The following is a 17,950-nucleotide window of genomic DNA, read 5'->3' on the forward strand; positions in this document are numbered from 1 at the left end:
CGCAAAAAGGCACGCGTACGCGCACGAAGCGGCGCACACCCCTCTATTATAGGATTGTTAGGGGAAAGGACGCGCACGGATGTCGGTGAATTTAACGGCAAACCTGATCGGGCTAAGCGTCCTGACCGGGCAGAACAGCTTCCAGTCCGTTTCGCAGGTGACGGTGGAAAGCCAGGCGGTGCGCGCCGCCAAGGCCCAGTTCACGCTGACACCGACGACCCCGCCCTGGAAGGATCCCAACGCGGCCAACGCCAGCGACACCCAGTTGTCGTCGATCCTGGCGGCGAAGACCGTGGTGAACCCGACCGATTCCTTCAACAGCACGGGGGTGCTGTTGCCCGACGACGTCCAGACCACCTTCACCACCTACAAGGCGCTCGACAAGTTACGGGTGCTGGCCGAACAGGCGACCAGCACCACCTCGTCCGACGCCCAGCGCGCGCAGTTGCAAAAGGCATTTTCGCAGGGGCTGTCGGATATCCAGAAATATCTGGTGACTGCGCCGTCGGACAAGGTGAACCTTGCGTTCGGCAAGCCCAGCTCGACTGCCACCTCCAGCACGCTTGCCTCGTCGAGCCTCTATTCGGTCAGCGGCAAGTCGTTGGTGACGAAGCGGTCTGATCCTCTGCCCGGCCTGACCGGCAACGAGCAATTCTCGATCACGCTCACGCGCCCCGGCCTGACCCAGCAATATACCGTCGATCTGTCGAAGGGGCCGCAACCGCCGACGATGGACTCGGTTGCCAACGCCCTGAATGCCCAGATCAGCTCGCAGCTGGTGTACAAGGCCGACGGCACGCCCCAACTCGATTCCAAGGGCAACCCGGTGTCGCGCTGGTCGTCGCGCTTCGTACCGGAATATAAGAACGGCAAATGGGATCTGAAGCTCGACGCGCCGGACTCGCTGGAGCGGGTGTCGCTCGACCAGATCAATTCGGGGGACTCGCTGGTCGTCGCCACCGGCCAGACCGCGCTGGATGCGCCCACCGCGACGCAGGTGTTCCGCCTGAACGATCCCGCCGGCGCCGACACCAAGGTAGCGATGGGGACGATCCAGGCGCTGGATCGCGACAAGACCGCGCAGAATGTCGCAGCGAACAAGACCACGACGGTCACGACCACCACGGTCGACATGGACGGCAAGGTCCAGACGCAGAAGACGCAGACCAGCAACGTCTATGCCAATACCGATGCGGCGGCGGTCGTTACCGACAGCCAAGGCTATAGCTATGTCGTCGGCACCACCAAGGGCGATCTGGGCGCCAATCGTTCGGATGGCGACAACGGCCTGTTCCTCACCAAGATGGATGGCGCCGGCAAGGTGGTGTGGCAGCGTAGTCTGGGCGCCCCCGGTTCGTCGAGCGGCGCGGCGGTGTCGATCGCGCCCGATGGCGGCGTGGTCGTGGCCGGCACCGTCACGGGCAGCTATAACGGCGTTACCAGCGATGGTGACATGGTCGTCGCCAAATACGCCACCAATGGCGACGAGCAATTCTCGACCGTGGTGCGCTCCACCGGGCTCGACGTGGCCAAGTCGGTCGCGGTCGGGGCGGACGGATCGGTGTTCGTCGGTGGCCTCACCTCGCACAGCCTGATCACCACCAATAATGGCGATGCCTTCATCGCCCGGCTCGATCCTACGGGCAAGCTGGCCGAGCGCCGCACGATCAGTTCCCCCGGCACCGATGCCGTCAACGGGCTCGCCGTCGACAAGGACGGTAACGTCCTGGCGCTTGTGACCAAAGGTGGCGATGCACAGGTAATGAAGATGCAGGGATCGTCGCTGGCGACCGACGTTGCCAGCATCGATCTGGGCAATGCCGATGCGCGCGCGATCGCCGTGGGGGCGGACGGCACCATTGCCGTGGGTGGCGCCACCAGTGCGGCGCTCAACGGCAATCAGGTGAACAGCACCAGCGGCGGGCGCGACGGGTTCGTCACGCGCGTCGCCAGCGATCTTTCCAGCGCCAGCACCACCTATATCGGTACCAGCGCCGACGATCAGGTCGACAGCGTCGCCTTTCTGGGCAGCGACCTTTATGCCGGCGGCCGGACGACGGGCGATCTGGGCGCCACCCGGCGCGGCCCGACCGACGGCTTCGTCACGCGGATCAACAGTTCTGACGGCTCCATTGCGCATACGCAGCAATTCGGCCAGGCGCTGCTTCGCACGGAGCCTGTGCGCATCGCCGCCGACAAGGGCGGCAACAACGCGATTGCCGCCCTCGGCTTCGGTCGCGGCATGATCAATCCGCCCGTGTCGGACAAGCTGGCGACCCAGACAACGCTGCGGCCCAATGACTATTTCTCGATCAAGGCCGATGATGGCGCGGTTCGCAGGGTAACGATTGCCGCCGGCGACACGCTGAAGACGCTTGCCGACCGCATCCAGGGGATGATCGGCGCATCCAAGGGCACCGTTACCGCCACGGCCATGGACGGTCAGCAAACGCTGCGCATCACGATGAAGGCGGGCCACTCGCTCGATCTTATCGCGGGCAATGGCGATCAGGATGCGCTGGCCAAGCTGGGGATCGATCCGCAGCGCATCACCGTGGCCACGCCGGTTTCCAGCTCGGCGCCGACGGTCCGGCCCGGCGGCAATTACGGCATGGATTTGAGTGACTCGCTGAGTATCGCCAACCTCGACAATGCCAAGGTCGCGCTGGGCAAGATCAAGGACGCTATGTCGATGACGCAGACCGCCTATCGCTCGCTATATTGGGACGACACCAAGGCGCTGCTGGTCGATGGCGCCAAGAACACGGGCACCGGCAAGGGTACCCCGTATCAGCAGTCGCAGCTTGCCAATTATCAGGCCGCGCTCAACCGCCTGTCTGGCTCGGGCACCTCCAGCTCGAGCGCCTCGCTCTTCGGATCATAAGCCATGTCGCAAATGCCCCCGATTTTCGCCGCGATCGAAACGCGCATGAAGAACCTGTCGCAGCGCCAGCAGGTGATCGCGCAGAACATCGCGAACAGTGAAACCGCCGGCTACAAGTCGCGTGACGTGTCCGAGCCGAGCTTTGCCGGGATGCTTGATGGCGCCGGCAGCGGCGTGGTGCGGCCGACGGTGGAACTGACACCCGGCATGAAGCGGCTGGGCGCGATCCAGCCGATCAGCGCGGGCGTGGTGCTCGACAAGGACGTGTCCGAAACCAAGCCCGACGGCAACAATGTCACGCTGGAAGATCAGCTATTGAAAATGGGCAAGGTGCAGGCGGACTTCAACGCGATGACCAACCTGTACCGCAAGCAACTGGTGATGCTGAAGACCGCGCTGGGCAAGGCGAACGGGTAACAATCCACCTCTTGTTCCCCTCCCTGCTTGCAGGGAGGGGTTAGGGGTGGGTCCGCCGCCGTGAGGCGGCGGGATTCGTTGTCCACCCAGCAGCAGAATCTTTTGGAGCGCGCAGACGCGCGCACCCACCCCCGGCCCCTCCCTTGGCAGGGAGGGGGGGGGCAAGAGAACAAAGTGCGTACGCCTCCGGCACCACATCACCCGCAAAAGAAAAGGGACGCACCGGCCAGGCCGGGCGCCCCTTTTTTTCATTTCCGGAGGCCGGAAAGACGGGCTCAGGCGAGCGCCGTCTTCGCCTTCGGCGCGCGACGACGGCGCAGTGCGCCACCGGCGAGCGCGACGCCGCCCAGCATCATGCCCCAGGTTGCCGGTTCCGGCACTGCGGCAAAGTCGATCGTGCCGCTGAACGACGACTGCGCCGACGACGGGTTCTGGACCTTCAGCACCAGATCATAGGTGCCCGCGGCCGCGACCTTGAACACATTGTCGGCCTTCTTCACGATGGTGAAGGGCGAGCCGTTGAACGACGCTTCGAGGAACTTCACCTGCGCCGAAGTGAAGGTGAGCGTGAGCGTGCCGGCCGAAGCCAGCGCGATTTCGAAAATGTCGGACTCGGTGGTCTTCTTCGCAATGAACTTCGCGATCGTGCCGGTCGTGCCGTCGAACGTGCAGACGCCCGGGGTCGTATCGCAGGTGAACGTGGTTGCGGCCTGAGCCGAACCAGCGATGCCGGCCAGGCCGGTTGCAAGCGCGCCCGCCGCGACGAGTAGCTTCAAAGACTTCATAAACGCCTCCCTCTTACAGCAGCAGCGGACACGCCGCGTCCAACGCGCCGCTGCCGAATCCACTTTGCACGCAGGTTAATAGCAGAGTTACGGAAATTTAGGATTCATTAATTTGCGCGCTGCGACAAAAACGCGACGAACGTGCAAAGTTCCGGGAATCCCTAGCGTTTTGTGCGAAAATGGGCTCGTCAAGCGAGGCGGGTAGGCTCAATATGATACAAATAAGCCGACAGTATATAATTCAAGTAAGCGAATCGCTTACAATCTGGCGTTGATCGAGATGGGCGCGGGCGCATCGATGCCGGCAATGCCCCCGCACGCACTATAGGTGGTGCTGCGGCTGCCGGTAAGGCGTTGCGCCTCGGCTGCGATTGCCGCCATCATTTCGGCGGAAAGCTCGATCTGGCGCGACAGGATGCGCGAGTTGACGATCGAGGCATCGCGCAGTGCCTGGCTTGCTTCGGTCAGCGCCGCGCGCGCTTCCGGTTCCAGTGCCTCCAGCCAGTCGTCGAGATGCTCGCGCTTCATCCGCGCGACCTCCGCCTCGATCTTGCCGGCAAGGCGCAGCTTGGCGTTCGCGATTTCGCCGAGTTCGGGAATATAAGGGGTGCGCGCGAGGCGTTCGCTCTCTTCCTCCATCAGGGCCGTGAGCGAAACCATGGCGTCGATCAGCTGCGCGATCATGACTGTCCTTGCTGAAGCTTGATGATCTGTTGAAGCACGCTGGGGGCCAGGCCGATGCCGCCGCGGCGCGCCATTTCGGTGCCGAGCTTTTCGGCGAGGACGCCGCGGAACATCTCTTCGCCGTGCCCGCCCGAAAACTCGCCCGACTGCTCGACACCTTCGAGCATCAGCTGAGTCATCTGGGTGAGGAACACGGCTTCGAAATTCTGCGCGGTCTGGGCGTTTTTGGGGTCCACCTTGGGGACCGGCTTCGCAGTCGCAGCAGCGCCCGAGACGGCAGTGGCGGCGGGAAGGGGAGTGATGTCGGCCATCACTGCACCTCGATTTCCGCCTGGAGTGCGCCGGCCGACTTCACCGCCTGAAGGATGGTGATCAGATCGCGTGGCGACACGCCCAGCTTGTTGAGGCCGCTGACCAGCGACTGGAGCGACGCGCCGTTGACCATCGCCAGGCTGGCGCCGTTGCCGTCGTTCACCTGCACCTGGGTACGCGGCACCACCGTGGTCTGGCCGTTGGAAAGGGGAGCCGGTTGCGACACCTGCGGCGCTTCACTGACGGTGATGGTCAGCCCGCCCTGGGCAATCGCCACCGGGGTGATGCGCACGTCGTTGTTCATCACGACGGTTCCCGAGGCTTCGTTGATCACGACCTTGGCGACCTGATCGACCTTCACTTCCAGATCGCCTGCCTGGGTGATGAGGTCGATGACCGATCCGGCGAACTGCGGCGGGGCCTTTACCTGCACCGTGGCGGGATCGAGCATTTCGGCGGCGCCGGGAAACTTGCCGTTGATTGCCCGCGTGATGCGATCGGCAGTGGCAAAGTCGGGGTTCTTCAGCGCCAGCTTGAGGCTGGTTGCCGAGCGCAGCGCGAACGGCACTTCGCGTTCGATGATCGCGCCGCCGGCGATGCGGGCTGAGGTGGTGACGCCGCGGCTGACGCTGGCCGCCGCGCCCTGGCCCTTGAAGCCGGAAACGGCCACGGGTCCCTGCGCCACGGCATAGATTTCGCCGTCCAGCGCGCGCAGCGACGAGGCGATCAGCGTGCCGCCCTGCAGGCTGGAGGCGTCGCCCAGCGCCGAGACCTGCACGTCGATCCGCGAGCCCGAGCGCGCGAAGGGCGGCATCGTCGCGGTGATCGAGACGGCGGCGACATTCTGGGTGCGCATCTGGGTGCCGCGAATGTTCACGCCCATCCGCTCGAGCATCGACTGCATCGACTCTTCGGTGAAGGGCGCGTTGCGGATGCGGTCGCCGGTGCCCGCCAGACCCACCACCAGGCCATAGCCGACCAGCTGGTTCTCGCGGACATTTTCGACATCGACAATGTCCTTGATCCGCGTCTGCGCCATCGCCGGCGCGGCGGGCGCCAGTGCCAGCATCAGGGGTAGGAGGCGCATGGCCAGACGGTGCATAAAGCCTCGGAACAAGTGGAAAAACATCACTTCTCTTCTTATAGGATAATAAGGAGCAGCATGGTTCCTGAGGACTGAATTCGTGCGGATCGACAGCCTGACCCCGATGATGGCACGCAACCTGCTGGCGGCGTTGCCAAAGTCCGTGTCCGGCTTCCCGGTAATGGGCGAGGAACCGCCCGCGCCGGTGCCGCATCCGCTCGCCGGTCCGGGCACCACGCCGGTGCCGACCGTGCAGTTGCTGGTGGCGATCGCCGCGACCAATCCCGCCGTCGAGCGCCGCCGCAAGCTGGCGAAAGATGCCGAACGCGGTATCGACGCGCTCGACCGGCTGCACAAGGAACTGGTGGCCGGGGCGCCGAGCGTCGGGCGGCTGCAGGAAATCCTGGAATGGTCGCAGAGCTACGAAAAGCCGGACGATCCGGTGCTCGCCTCGATCCTCTCCGAAATCGACCTGCGCGTGCGGGTGGAACTGGCGAAGTTCGACGTCCAGGCCTGAGCGCCACCCAACCGCTCAGCGCAGGCCGGCAACCACCAGCAACAGGCCCAACACCGCCGCGGCGCGTGCGATCCGCACGTCATAGCTCAGGCCGATCAGCATCAACCCCGCCGCCAGCGGCAACATGCCGAACCAGCCGACCAGCGCCACCGGCCAGTCCGGCCGAAACAGCGCGGCCGCCAGCGATGCGGCGAGCATCCCGCCGCCAAGGTACGGCAAGTGGGCGCAGATGCCGGCGGACCGCCAGCGGCCGAGCAACGCCTTTGCATGGCGTTCCATACCGGCGGCGATCGCGAAGAAGCCGATCAGGGCAAGACCCGCCGCAATCATGCTGGCCGTGCCCGGGCGCGGCGGGGCGCGGAGGCGGGACGGCATTGCCGCCAGGCCAAGGCAGTAAAAGCCAGGCCGGCTGCCAACAGTACGAGGCTCACTCCCGCCTGTACCGCATCGGCGAACCGGCCCCCAATGCTGCCGGCCAGCAGGCAGGCGAGCGCCAGCACGCCGGTCAGCATCGGCCAGCTACGTCGCGGCGGCAGGGCAAGCCCGGCCAGGATCGCGATGCCCGCCGTCCAGCAGGCGAGCGACACTTCCGTCTCTGCCCGGTGCGCCACGCCCGGCGGCAACGCCAGATTGGCGAGCAGATAAGCGGCGCAGCCGATCGGCAGGCCGGTCAGCACGCCGGCATTGAGCCGCTCGACCAGCCGGTTACCCCAGTTCAGTGGTGCGCGTTCGCGTCGCTTCACGATCCAAAGCACCATGCCGCTCGCCACCGCCATGGTCAGCATGGCGCCGCCCAGGAAATAGAACCACCGCGTCAGCAGCGGGGCGAAGCGCGCAAGGTGCAGGCCATAGGCGACGGCATAGGTCTGCAGCGCCGGGCGCGTTTCACGCCATTCGGCCAGCAGCTTGCCGGTGGGGCCGTCGAAGCTGATTTCCGCCGGCGTATAGGCGATCTGGGCGGTGTCGGCGCGGAACAGGGTGACGACGGCGGCGGCATCGCCGGGGTGGGCGACCGTCACCCGCCCGACCGGCGCACCGCCCCAGCGGTGTTCGGCTTCGCGCAGCATCGGTGCCATCGGGGCGAGCGGGGCGGGGCGGCCGACGGCTGGGCGATTTACGACGCCCGGTGTGAACTCCTTGCCCATGCCGGCGAAATCGCTGCCGTAATTGGCGGCGATCGCCCAGGGCATGGCGAGCGAGGCAAGAGTCAGCAGCCCGGTGAAGCTTATCATCAGGTGAAAGGGCAGCGCGAGCACGCCCAGCGCGTTGTGACCATCGAGCCAGGAACGTTGTCCCTTTGCTGGGCGGAAGGTGAAGAAGTCCTTGAAAATACGGCGATGCGCGATGATCCCGGTGATGAGCCCCAGCAGCAGGATCATCGCCGCCATCGAGGCGAGCAGCCGCCCCCAAGGGAAGGGAAGCTGCAGTTCGAAATGTAGCCGGTAGAAGAATTCGCCGCCCAGCGTCTCCCGCGGGACGGGTGCGCCGGTGACGGGATCGAGCGCGCGATAGACGAAGCCGGTGCCGGGATCGTAGGTCGCCTCCACCGTGTTCATCCGCGCGTTGGGCAGGACCAGATACCAGCCTGCCGATCGCGGCGCCGCCTGCGACAGCCAGCGCCCGGCGGCGCCGAGCGCAGTTGCGCGATCGGTGGTGGCGGTCGATTCCGGGCGCATCCAGCGGCCGATCTCCGGCTTGAACACGCTGAGGGTGCCCCCAAGGCAGACGAGAAACAGCACCCAGCCCAGCAGCAGGCCGGTCCAGCCGTGCAACCACGCCATTACCTGCCGCGCGCCGTCGCGTACGGCGCTCATACCGGTGCCCCCGCAGCCCGGGCGATCAGTGCCAGCGCGCCGGCGGCGGCAACCACGCCGCCCAGCGCGCGCAACGGGCCGGGTGCAAGGAACGCCCAGATCGTCACGACCGGCGCCACGACCAGCGCCAGCATCGTCGCCGGCACGACCGCGTCGATACGGGCCATCGGCAGCGTGCGGGCCGCCGCTGCCGCGAAGCACGCGGCAACGAGATAGGCCCCAAGGCTGCCGGCCACCACGCGGATCGCGATGTTCGACCGATAGCGCCAGCCAGAACGACGCGGCGTGCCCATCGTTTCGCCTCAGTAGGTGAAGGTGAGACTGCCGAGCACGCTGCGCGGCGCGGCATAATAGGCTTGGCCCCACATGAGGCTGCCCAGATAGGTGCTGTCGGTCACGTTGCGGACGTTGATCGCGGCGCGGACGTGATCGACCAGGCGAATGCTGCCCATCAGGTCGAGCACGGCATAGTCATTCTGGGTCACGGTGAAGTCGGGGCTGTGGACCTTGTTCTGCCAGCGCAGCTGGGCGCCGAGTTTGAGGTCGCGCAGTTCGGGAACGGCATAGGTGGTGGCGAGCTTGAGGCTCTTGGTGGGCACGAATACGCGCGCGGCCTTGCCGGCGTTGTCCTCGATCTCGAGCCCGGTGTAGCCGCCGCTGATCGTCCAGTTGTCGGTCACCTTGCCGCCCAGCTCGATCTCGAAGCCGCGCGAGGTGGTGTCGAGGCCCCGATAATAGTTGGTGCCCTGCTGGCCCGGATCGCCCGGCCCAAACTGTCCTGCCACGGTTGCCAGGTTCTTCTGCCTGGCGCGGAACAGCGATGCGGTGGCATAGAGCCGGCCGCCGAACCACTCGCTCTTCAGCCCGCCTTCAATGCTGCTGCCGGTGATCGGATCGAGCCGGCGGCCGCGCACGTCCGATTCGTCCTGCGGATTGAAGATGCTGGTATAGCTTGCATAGAAGGAGAGGTTCGACGTGAGATCATAGGTGAAGCCGGCATAGGGGCTGACGTCGCCGTTCTTGCGGTACAGGTTCGCGCCGTAGGAGATTCCGGCAGCCTTGAGCCACGTCGCGCTGGCGCCGACCACCGCCTTCAATTCATCGGTGATGTTCAGATGCGCCGCGCCATAGACGCGGGTTACGTCGAGCCGGCTGTTCGCCTCGAGCGTGAGCGGCCCCGTTCCCGGATCGGCGATCACGCTGGCGCCGAGGTTTGGTACCGCCGGATAGACGACGAGTTTGTTACCCCGGCCCTGCCATTGGCGGTTGTCGAGCCGGCCGGTCGAAACGCCGAAGGCCAGCTGATGCTCGCGGCCGAACAGGTGGAGCGGCCCCGATGCGGTAAGGTCGCCGAGATACTGGTCGGTTTCGGACGGATAGGCGTCGACCTGGCCCGCGATGCCGAGCCCGGTTGCCTTGTTCGGTGCGCCGAAAGCGTAGAGCAGCCGCGCCTGCTGCTTGTTGTTGGCATAGGTGAAAACACCTTTGGCCTGCCAGCCCTTGCCGAGATCGTAGGCGAGTTCCCCGAAGGCGCGTTGGTCGGTCGTGTCCCAATAGGTCCACGGTGCCGAGGTGGTCGCCGAGCGCGCATAGGGGATGCGGCTGCCGTCGGCGTAGGTGAGCGGTAGCGCGCCCCATAGCACGCCGTCGGCGTCGTTGTCCTGGCGGCTGTAGCCGACCGTGGCGGAGAGCTGCGGCGTCACTTTCCATGTGGCGATAAGGCCGTACACGTTGCGGTTGACGTGGTTATAGTCGAGATGGCTGTCGCGGCTCTCATGCGCGTAGATTGCGCGGACGGCGAACGTGTCTGTCACCGGCACCGAAAGATCCGCCTCGCCGCGCCAGCGATTCCACGAGCCGGCCTGCGCCGTGGCGGTCGCTTGCAGCGTGTCGGTCGGGCGCTTGCGGACATAGTTGATCGTGGCCGACGGGTTGCCCACCCCGGTCATCAATGCATTGGCGCCGCGGATCGCCTCCACCCGCTCGAACAGCGCGGTGTCGAGGTCGCCATATTGGATGCCGTAGGGAAACGGCAGGCCAATTCCGTCGACCTGGAAGCTGGTGATGTCGAAGCCGCGGGAATTATAATAGGTGCGGTCCGTCTCCACGCGCTCGACATTGATGCCCACCGTCTGGTCGAGCAGGTCGTTGATGTTGGTAAGTGCGAAATCGCGGATGCGCTGCTGGTCGACTATCGTGATCGACTGCGGAGTCTCTCGCGGGCTCAGCGACAGTCCGGTTGCGCTCTTGGTCTGCTGCGCCGCAACGCCTGTTACCACCACTTCGGTTTGCTGCTGGTCGTCGCTCGAGCTGTCGTTACCCGGACCGGCCCAGGCCGGGCAGGGAAGGAGAAGGAGAGCGGTGGCGAGCAGCGCGGCGCGCGGCGACAGGTGCATGTCTGCGGTTTCCCTTTGCTTTTGCTTGTGGGGAGTGGCCGTAGACGAATGCGATATTGCGAGTCAATCTCATTATCACTTGTGGTGCCTTGCGGCGTCGCGCGCGGCGGTAATCAGCGGCGGTTGCGGGCGATGCGCAGGATGTAGCTGATGACCTCCGCGACCGCGGCATAATGTTCCACCGGGATCGGATGGTCGATTTCCGCGCTGGCATATAGCGCACGGGCGAGCGGCCGGTTTTCCACCAGCGGAATGTTGTTGGCGGTGGCGATCTCGCGGATCTTCAGCGCCAGCGCGTCGACGCCCTTGGCGACCACGACCGGTGCCGCCATGGCGCCATGGTCGTACTGAAGCGCGACGGCATAGTGGGTCGGGTTGGTGATGACGACGCTGGCCTTGGGCACATTGGCCATCATCCGGCTCTTCGCCCGCTGCATCTGCATGCTGCGGATCTTGCCCTTGATCTTGGGGTCGCCTTCGCTTTGCTTGTATTCGTCCTTCACTTCCTGAAGGCTCATCCGCATCTTCTGCATGAAGGCGCGGCGCTGCCAGACGAAGTCGAACAGCGCGAGCGCGCCGACCAGCGTGGCGATCGGGCGGAGCATGGCGTGAACGATCTCGCTCGTCGCGCCGCCGGTGGCGATCAGATCGGCGCCGACCAGCCGGTCGAGCCCCGCCATATGCGGCCAGGCGACCACCGCCGCGATCCAGCATACCGCGCACAGCTTGGCGAGCGTCTTGCCGAATTCGACCAGCGACTGTTTGCCGAACATCCGCTTGGCGCCGCTGACCGGATTGAGCTTCGACCATTTGGGCGCGATGCGGCTCCAGGCGATCATCGGCCGGCCCTGCAGCACGCCGCCGAGCAGCGCGAAGCCGAACAGCGCGCTCAGGATCGGCGCCAGCGCCAGCGCGGCAGCCTGCAGAAAGCCGGTGGCGAAATCCTGCCCGCCTTCGGGCGTCAGCCGGAAATCGTCGGCGCTGCCCCATAGCCGGACGAACAGCGTCGCCATCCGCTGGATGGTGTAGGTGCCGAGCCCGCCCATCACCACCAGCGCCGCGACAAACATCGCGGCGTGGCGCATTTCGGGGGCCATCGGCACTTCGCCACGTTCGCGGGCGTCCGAGAGTTTCTTCTCGGTCGGTTCCTGTGTCTTGTCTTCCTGATCGCCGCCGTCGGCCATTACCAGCTACTCTGCATCGCATCGCCCATCGACTGGGTGAAGACAGTGAGCATCGTGCCGATCGTCGCGGCCGCCAGGGCGATGCCGAGCAGCAGGTTGAGCGGCTGCGCGATGAAGAACACCTGGATCGCCGGCGAAATCCGCGCGGCTAGCCCCAGGGCGACGTTGAAGACGATGCCATAGACGAGGAACGGCGCGGCCAGGCTGATGCCGAGCGTCATCGATCGGCCCACGGCCGCAACCGCCAGCTGGGCGAAATCATGCATCGGCGGGAGCCCGCCGATCGGAAAGCTCTGATAGCTGTGGATGATCGCGCCGATCCAGAGATGATGGACCTGCATCGCCATACAGGCCAGCGCCGCGACGATGCCGACCAGCTTCGACAGCACCGGCGTCTGGCTGGCCTGCGAGGGGTCGAACATCACCGCGGAGGAAAGGCCGATCTGCATGCTGACGATCGATCCGGCCATGGAAATGGCGAAGAACAGGATCTTGACGATCATGCCGATCGCCAGCCCCGTCACCAGCTCGCTCAGAAGCACCGCGGGCAGGATCGCGCCGGCCTCTACAGCGGCACGTGCGGGAGTGCCGATCAGGCCATAGAGCGCCGCCGACATGGCAAAGGCGATCATCAGCCGGATACGGCCGGGGATCGCATCTTCGCCGAAAACCGGCAGCAGCATCAGCACGGCGCCCACCCGGGCGAACAGGATGAAGAACGCCGCGACGGTCAGCTCGAGATCGGGGGGAATGATCATCCGTGAATGATCAGGTCGCTGATCGTCGCCATGAACTTGCTCAGCGCCTGGCCGATCGTCGGCAGCATCAGCAGGAACACCAGCCCCATCGCAACCAGCTTCGGCACGAAGGTAAGGGTGGTTTCCTGGATCTGCGTCAGCGCCTGGAGCAGGCCGATGAACACGCCCACGACCAGCGAGGTCAGCAACAGCGGACCCACGATCGTGAGGATCAGCATCAGCGCTGCCTCGGTCAGGGTGATGAGCTCGCCGGCGCTCATCAGATCTGCATGCGCATAATGTCGGTATAGGCGCCGACCACGCGGTCGCGCACCGCCACCATGGTGTCGAGCGCGGTTTCGGCCGCGCCGATCGCGGTGACGACATCGATCAGGTCGCCCTTGCCGGCGACCTGCTTGGCAGACGCTGCCTCTGCGGTGCGCATCTGGTCGGCGGTGCTGGTTACGAGATTTTCGACCATCGCGCCGAACCCGCCGCCGCTTTCGCCGCTGCTGTCGGTTGCGCCGGTCTTGCCGATGCTGCCGCCGACGCGGGCGACCCGGCCATAGGCGGAAGTTGCGTCGAGAGCCCCGATGGACATGGCGTGCTATCCCCTTATTTGAGCAGGTCGATGGTGCGCATCGTCAGGCTCTTGGCCGCTTCGATGGCGTTGAGATTGGCTTCATAGCTGCGCTGCGCCGCCTTCATGTCGGCGGTTTCGATCAGCCCGTTGACATTGGGCTTCAGCAGATAACCCTGGGCGTCCGCCGCCGGATGACCCGGCTGATAGACGCGGACGAAATCGGACTTGTCGGTCTCGATCGACTTCACCTTCACACCGGTGCCGCCAGTGGCGCGGTCCAATTCTGCGGTGAAGCTGGCGACGCGGCGGCGATAGGGATTGCCGCCCGGCGTGTCCGACACCGAATCCTGGTTTGCCAGATTTTCCGCAATCACGCGCATGCGCAGCGACTGGGCGCGCAGGCCCGACGCCGAAACGCTCAGCGACGAATCCAAATCCATGCTGGTCCCTCCGCGGCCAACGCGGCCGTCTTTTCCCATTGTAGGCAATTTTTGCCGGGCCGGGCCGCGGGGGCGGAAAAAAGGTTCCTATAAGTCTTAAAGAAAGGGAGACCTATGTCGGTACTCGAGGGAATTACGATCGAGATGTCGGTGGTGCTCGGCTCTGCCGATCTGCCCATCCGGCAGATCCTGCAGATGAGCCGCGGCGCGATGATCCCGCTCGATTGCGGGCAGGACGATCCCAGCCTTGTCTATGTGAACGGCGAGCTCGTCGCCAAGGGCCGCATTCTGGTCGACGGCGAAGTGATGTCGCTCGAAATTTCTGAACTCGTAAAGAAGTCGCGTCACTGATGGACCTGCTGTCGATGCTGCGCACTTTGGGTGCGCTGGGCCTGGTGCTGGGTATGCTGGCGGGCGCGCTGTGGACGGTGCGCCGCTATGACCTGAAGCTGCCGGGCCGCGTTTCCGGCACCGGCCGCCGCCGTGTCGAGCTTGTCGAGCGGCTGGCGGTGGACGCCAAGCGTTCGGTCGCGCTGATCCGCCGCGACGGCTGTGAACATCTGATCCTGATCGGCCCCGAAGGCCATGCGACGCTGGAAACCGGCATCGCCGCGCCGGCTGCCCCGGAGCCCGAGGCTGCGCCGCCGGTGCCCGCCAAGGTCGAGGATGATTTCGCCGCGCTGAAGGCCGGCATGGGCAAGCTTGCCGGCAAGCTCGATTTCCGCGCGATGGTGGACCGCATCCGCCCCGAAAAGCCGGCCGAGCCCGAAGAGGCTGCGCCGGAAGCGGTGATCGTCGAGGCGGCGGCGCCCGCCTTTGCACTGGTCGCGGCGAACGACATTGATCCGATGCCGGCGCCCAAGCCGCGTGCGGAGGCCAAGCGCACCCGCGCGCCGCGCAATACCACGCGCTGGAACAAGCGTGCCCTGCGCGAGGCGCTCGATGCGTAAAGCGCTGGTTGCCGCTGCACTGCTGCTGGTGATGCTGCCGCTTGCGGCGCATGCCCAGGCAGCAGCGCCCGGCGGCACGACCATCAATCTGGGCGGCAACGGGCCGCTGTCGGCACGCGCGATCCAGCTGGTCGTGATGCTGACGGTGCTGAGCCTGGCGCCGGGCCTGTTGATGACGGTTACCAGCTTCACCCGCATGGTGGTGGCACTTTCGCTGCTGCGCACGGGCCTCGGTGCGCAGGGCGTGCCGCCCAACCCGGTGATCATCAGCCTCGCGATGTTCCTCAGCTTCTTCGTGATGGCGCCGACCTTCGAGAAGGCGTGGAACGAAGGCGTCGACCCTTACACCAAGGGCAAGCTGACCGAGGCGCAGGCGTTCGACCGCACGGCCGAGCCCTTCCGCCAGTTCATGCTGGGCCAGGTGCGCGACAGCGACCTGAAACTGTTCGCCGACATGGGCGGCAAGAAGATCGCGACGCGCGCCGAAACGCCGCTGGGCACGCTGGCGCCCGCGTTCATGATCTCCGAACTGCGCCGCGCCTTCGAGATCGGCTTCCTGCTGCTGCTGCCGTTCCTGGTGATCGACATGGCGGTCTCTGCGGTGCTGATGGCGATGGGCATGATGATGCTGCCGCCGGCATCGATATCGCTGCCGATGAAGATCATCTTCTTCGTGCTGGTCGATGGCTGGGCGCTGGTCGCGGGCTCGCTGGTGAAGAGCTTCGCGACGGGCGGGTAGGGGCCGCGCGGCCCTGCGGGGCGGGCTGGGTGTCGCGTTTGACGCCGCTCGCCGCCCGCAGTGCGGGCAATCGCATTTGGCGAATGAAGCCGCGAACGCATGGATTCCCCTCCCTGCAAGGGAGGGGGTAGGGGTGGGTCCGCCGCCGTCAGGCGGCGGGACTCGCGGTCAGCGAGGCGCAGAGTCTTTTGGCGCGCGCAGACGCGCGCACCCACCCCCGGCCCCTCCCTTTGCAGGGAGGGGAGCGAAGGCGGCAAATACGATAGCCCTGCTGAGAGCAGGGGGAACTGGAATTGCGAGGGAGCCGCCAAGCGCGGCTGCCCCTTCCTCGCGGGAAGCGACGCGCCAAGCCGGTCCTATGACCGGCCGCCGGTCCTAGTGTGCGACGCCCTGGCTGCCGAGCCAGGCGGCCAGTTCGGCATAGGGGATCATGTCGATAAAGGCGATGCCGGCGACATCGTCGCGGTGCCAGCGGATCGCGCAGGCGCGCGGCGGCAGGCCGGGGATGGTGACGGTCATCACCTGATCCAGATCGGGCTGGCCGGAAAGGCGCAGCCGCGCGCCGCTTTGCGAGATATTCTCGACCCGGGCCGCAATCGGCACGCCCTTGCAGGCCAGGCGTGCGGGGCAATCGACGGTGAAACGCGGCGCCCGCGGCACTGCCTTGTGCAGCCTTGCGCTGGGCGAGGAGCCTTTGGCGACGGCCAGCACTTCCTCCACGTCGATCGGCATTGCGAACTGCACGCCGGCGCGGCCATCGCTCGACCAGACGATGTTGCCCTGCAGGCGCTGGCCGTCGCGCAGCTCGACCGCCACCCATTGGCCGTAGCCCAGTGGATGCTGTGCCTCGATCATCATGCCAGAGGCGGACAAGTTGCGGACGCGGCACAGATATTCGCTGTTGCCATTGGCGGTCAGCTTGCCGACCAGCAGGGTCGTTACCGTTCGCGGCGCGCGTTCCGCCCAGTTGCCCGCAGGTGCGGAGAAGGACGTATCGGACTCTGCTGTACGCACGACAAGTCTCCCGGACGAATGGCGAGGCCTGTTGCCCCATTTATCTTTATAGAAAGATGCAGCGGCGCAGCGTGCGCCACCGTATTTATCCGGGTGATCAGGCGGGCGTTGCTGCCGTCACCGCGACCTTGTGCACGACATCCTTGCCGAAAGCTTCGGCCGCAGCGCCTTCTACCACGGTGCGGAAGGTATCGAGATTGGGGAGCATCCCGTCCGGACCGGCGGTCATCGGCGTGCGGTAGGTCCGCATGTTGATGGCGTGAAGCAGCAGCGGCATCCGGGCGCCGACGAAGTCGGCCTTGGACTCTTCCACCTGGAGCTGGATCTCGAAATTGGCATAGCCGGCCAGGTGCCCGTCCGGATAGACGAGCGGCGTCAGGATCTTGCCTGTTGGCACGAACTTCAGCGGCTTCTTGTCTTCGGCGTCCGCTTCGGTTTTCGCCTTGGCCGGGCCTGCGCCGATGCCGAGCAGCTGCATGGTCCCGAACGCGGCACCGCCGCCCAGGCCCAGGCCGAGCAGAAGGACGATGACGAGGAAGAGGATCTTCTTCACGACGCGCTCAGAACTTGAAGCTGGAATCGGTGGGCAGGGCCGACGTCTCGCCCTTCAGCACGATGCTGATGCGACGATTCTCCGGGCGACTTGGTTGGTCGGGATACACCGGCTTGGTGGCGCCCATCGCCACGACTTCGGCAAAGCGATCGGGCGTGACGCCACCGGCGATCAGTGCCGAACGGGCGGCAAGCGCGCGTTGCCCGGAAAGCAGCCAGTTGGCATCGCTCTGCCCGCCGGCGCCATCGGTATGGCCCTCGATCGCGATCTGCGCGCCGCTATGGGCGATCTTGCCGGCGACCCGCGCCAGCAGCGCACGCGCATAGGGATTCATTTCGGCGGTGCCCGATTTGAACATCGATTGCTGGTCGGTGTCCATCAGCGTGATGCGCAGGCCCTGGCGATCGGCCTGGATATCGGTGCTCTTCTTGCCCTGGCTCTGCGGCGTCGCGTCGAGCGCCACCTGCAGTTCGGAGGCGAGCACGCGCATCGTCGCCGGCACATCGGCGGTGCCGCCGCGCGCGCTGCCCGCCGTCGCCGCCTGAAAGGTCGGCTGGCCCTTGGCGGGGCTGGGATCGGCTTCGGAGCGGCGCGTGGGCCCGCCGGCGCCCGGCGCGGTATTGCTGACCGGGGTGGCGGGGGCGCTGTCTGCAATGGTCGGGGAGAAATATTTGGCCAGGCCCTTCAGCCGATCCTTGTCCGGATTGGCGATCAGCCACAGCAGCATGAAGAACGCCATCATCGCCGTCACGAAGTCGGCATAGGCGACCTTCCAGGCACCGCCATGGTGGCCGCCCGCGACCTTCTTGACCTTCTTGACGATGATCGGCCGGTGGTTGTTCCCCCCGCTTGCCATG

The 17,950-nt window shown here is 65.8% G+C and carries 22 protein-coding genes; 6 read left to right on the forward strand and 16 right to left on the reverse strand.

What is annotated here, in order from left to right:
* Nucleotides 1–79 precede the first annotated feature (79 nt).
* Both ACT53K_RS12180 and ACT53K_RS12185 read left to right on the forward strand, forming a co-directional pair.
* Nucleotides 80–2,884: a hypothetical protein gene (locus tag ACT53K_RS12180; protein ID WP_476228923.1), complete on the forward strand. Its 2,805-nt coding sequence runs from the start codon at nucleotides 80–82 to the stop codon at nucleotides 2,882–2,884.
* A 3-nt stretch (nucleotides 2,885–2,887) separates the two neighbouring features.
* Nucleotides 2,888–3,301, forward strand: a complete 414-nt coding sequence (locus ACT53K_RS12185) for a flagellar basal body protein (protein WP_476228924.1) — start codon at nucleotides 2,888–2,890, stop codon at nucleotides 3,299–3,301.
* 275 nt (nucleotides 3,302–3,576) lie between these two features.
* On the opposite strand, the gene ACT53K_RS12190 is transcribed toward ACT53K_RS12185, so the two are convergent.
* The 4 genes from ACT53K_RS12190 to ACT53K_RS12205 all read right to left on the reverse strand — a co-directional run bounded on the left by ACT53K_RS12190 (nucleotide 3,577) and on the right by ACT53K_RS12205 (nucleotide 6,169).
* A complete protein-coding gene (locus ACT53K_RS12190) occupies nucleotides 3,577–4,086 on the reverse strand; it encodes an FxDxF family PEP-CTERM protein (protein ID WP_476228925.1) in 510 nt (169 codons plus the stop codon).
* Nucleotides 4,087–4,344: 258 nt separating this feature from the next.
* Nucleotides 4,345–4,770 carry a flagellar protein FlgN gene (locus ACT53K_RS12195; protein WP_476228926.1) on the reverse strand — a complete coding sequence of 142 codons (426 nt, stop codon included), beginning with the start codon at nucleotides 4,768–4,770 and terminating at the stop codon, nucleotides 4,345–4,347.
* Nucleotides 4,767–5,081, reverse strand: a complete 315-nt coding sequence (locus tag ACT53K_RS12200; protein ID WP_476228927.1) for a rod-binding protein — start codon at nucleotides 5,079–5,081, stop codon at nucleotides 4,767–4,769. Before ACT53K_RS12200 ends, ACT53K_RS12195 begins: the two co-directional genes overlap by 4 nt.
* Nucleotides 5,081–6,169, reverse strand: coding sequence for a flagellar basal body P-ring protein FlgI (locus ACT53K_RS12205; protein WP_476228928.1), 1,089 nt, complete (start codon nucleotides 6,167–6,169; stop codon nucleotides 5,081–5,083). The genes ACT53K_RS12200 and ACT53K_RS12205 overlap by 1 nt, the downstream gene beginning before the upstream one ends.
* 97 nt (nucleotides 6,170–6,266) lie before the next feature.
* Here ACT53K_RS12205 and ACT53K_RS12210 point away from each other — a divergent pair, with 97 nt between their 5' ends.
* Complete coding sequence (locus ACT53K_RS12210; protein ID WP_476228929.1) at nucleotides 6,267–6,683, forward strand: flagellar assembly protein FliX; 417 nt, start codon at nucleotides 6,267–6,269, stop codon at nucleotides 6,681–6,683.
* Nucleotides 6,684–6,698: 15 nt separating this feature from the next.
* Here the strand turns inward: ACT53K_RS12210 and ACT53K_RS12215 are convergent, their stop codons facing one another.
* The 9 genes from ACT53K_RS12215 to flgC form a co-directional block, all read right to left on the reverse strand.
* On the reverse strand, nucleotides 6,699–7,013 hold the full coding sequence (locus tag ACT53K_RS12215) for a DUF3325 family protein (protein WP_476228930.1): 315 nt from the start codon (nucleotides 7,011–7,013) through the stop codon (nucleotides 6,699–6,701).
* Complete coding sequence (locus ACT53K_RS12220; RefSeq protein WP_476228931.1) at nucleotides 7,010–8,497, reverse strand: PepSY-associated TM helix domain-containing protein; 1,488 nt, start codon at nucleotides 8,495–8,497, stop codon at nucleotides 7,010–7,012. Before ACT53K_RS12220 ends, ACT53K_RS12215 begins: the two co-directional genes overlap by 4 nt.
* Nucleotides 8,494–8,790, reverse strand: a complete 297-nt coding sequence (locus tag ACT53K_RS12225) for a ketohydroxyglutarate aldolase (protein ID WP_476228932.1) — start codon at nucleotides 8,788–8,790, stop codon at nucleotides 8,494–8,496. Before ACT53K_RS12225 ends, ACT53K_RS12220 begins: the two co-directional genes overlap by 4 nt.
* A gap of 9 nt (nucleotides 8,791–8,799) precedes the next feature.
* Nucleotides 8,800–10,893, reverse strand: coding sequence for a TonB-dependent siderophore receptor (locus tag ACT53K_RS12230; protein ID WP_476228933.1), 2,094 nt, complete (start codon nucleotides 10,891–10,893; stop codon nucleotides 8,800–8,802).
* Nucleotides 10,894–11,006: 113 nt separating this feature from the next.
* The gene (flhB, locus tag ACT53K_RS12235) at nucleotides 11,007–12,077 is read right to left on the reverse strand and encodes a flagellar biosynthesis protein FlhB (protein ID WP_476228934.1); all 1,071 of its coding nucleotides are present in this window, start codon (nucleotides 12,075–12,077) and stop codon (nucleotides 11,007–11,009) included.
* Entirely contained in the window at nucleotides 12,077–12,835 is a 759-nt protein-coding gene (fliR, locus tag ACT53K_RS12240; protein ID WP_476228935.1) for a flagellar biosynthetic protein FliR, read from the reverse strand. Before fliR ends, flhB begins: the two co-directional genes overlap by 1 nt.
* Entirely contained in the window at nucleotides 12,832–13,095 is a 264-nt protein-coding gene (locus ACT53K_RS12245) for a flagellar biosynthetic protein FliQ (RefSeq protein ID WP_476228936.1), read from the reverse strand. The genes fliR and ACT53K_RS12245 overlap by 4 nt, the downstream gene beginning before the upstream one ends.
* Nucleotides 13,095–13,415 carry a flagellar hook-basal body complex protein FliE gene (gene fliE, locus ACT53K_RS12250; RefSeq protein ID WP_476228937.1) on the reverse strand — a complete coding sequence of 107 codons (321 nt, stop codon included), beginning with the start codon at nucleotides 13,413–13,415 and terminating at the stop codon, nucleotides 13,095–13,097. Before fliE ends, ACT53K_RS12245 begins: the two co-directional genes overlap by 1 nt.
* A 14-nt stretch (nucleotides 13,416–13,429) precedes the next feature.
* Nucleotides 13,430–13,837 (reverse strand): flagellar basal body rod protein FlgC, encoded by a 408-nt coding sequence (gene flgC / locus ACT53K_RS12255; protein WP_476228938.1) that lies wholly within the window; start codon nucleotides 13,835–13,837, stop codon nucleotides 13,430–13,432.
* A gap of 114 nt (nucleotides 13,838–13,951) precedes the next feature.
* On the opposite strand from flgC, the gene ACT53K_RS12260 reads away from it, so the two are divergent.
* The 3 genes from ACT53K_RS12260 to fliP are packed head-to-tail and all read left to right on the forward strand — an operon-like array spanning nucleotide 13,952 to nucleotide 15,526.
* Nucleotides 13,952–14,188: a FliM/FliN family flagellar motor switch protein gene (locus tag ACT53K_RS12260; RefSeq protein WP_476228939.1), complete on the forward strand. Its 237-nt coding sequence runs from the start codon at nucleotides 13,952–13,954 to the stop codon at nucleotides 14,186–14,188.
* Entirely contained in the window at nucleotides 14,188–14,787 is a 600-nt protein-coding gene (locus ACT53K_RS12265) for a flagellar biosynthetic protein FliO (RefSeq protein ID WP_476228940.1), read from the forward strand. The genes ACT53K_RS12260 and ACT53K_RS12265 overlap by 1 nt, the downstream gene beginning before the upstream one ends.
* Nucleotides 14,780–15,526: a flagellar type III secretion system pore protein FliP gene (fliP, locus tag ACT53K_RS12270; RefSeq protein WP_476228941.1), complete on the forward strand. Its 747-nt coding sequence runs from the start codon at nucleotides 14,780–14,782 to the stop codon at nucleotides 15,524–15,526. Before ACT53K_RS12265 ends, fliP begins: the two co-directional genes overlap by 8 nt.
* Before the next feature lie 375 nt (nucleotides 15,527–15,901).
* On the opposite strand, the gene ACT53K_RS12275 is transcribed toward fliP, so the two are convergent.
* The 3 genes from ACT53K_RS12275 to ACT53K_RS12285 all read right to left on the reverse strand — a co-directional run bounded on the left by ACT53K_RS12275 (nucleotide 15,902) and on the right by ACT53K_RS12285 (nucleotide 17,949).
* Nucleotides 15,902–16,540 (reverse strand): PilZ domain-containing protein, encoded by a 639-nt coding sequence (locus ACT53K_RS12275; RefSeq protein WP_476228942.1) that lies wholly within the window; start codon nucleotides 16,538–16,540, stop codon nucleotides 15,902–15,904.
* A gap of 97 nt (nucleotides 16,541–16,637) precedes the next feature.
* The gene (locus ACT53K_RS12280) at nucleotides 16,638–17,093 is read right to left on the reverse strand and encodes a hypothetical protein (RefSeq protein ID WP_476228943.1); all 456 of its coding nucleotides are present in this window, start codon (nucleotides 17,091–17,093) and stop codon (nucleotides 16,638–16,640) included.
* A gap of 7 nt (nucleotides 17,094–17,100) precedes the next feature.
* Complete coding sequence (locus ACT53K_RS12285; protein WP_476228944.1) at nucleotides 17,101–17,949, reverse strand: flagellar motor protein MotB; 849 nt, start codon at nucleotides 17,947–17,949, stop codon at nucleotides 17,101–17,103.
* Nucleotide 17,950: the final 1 nt, after the last annotated feature.

It is taken from the genome of Sphingomonas sp. DMC8, from assembly GCF_056314185.1.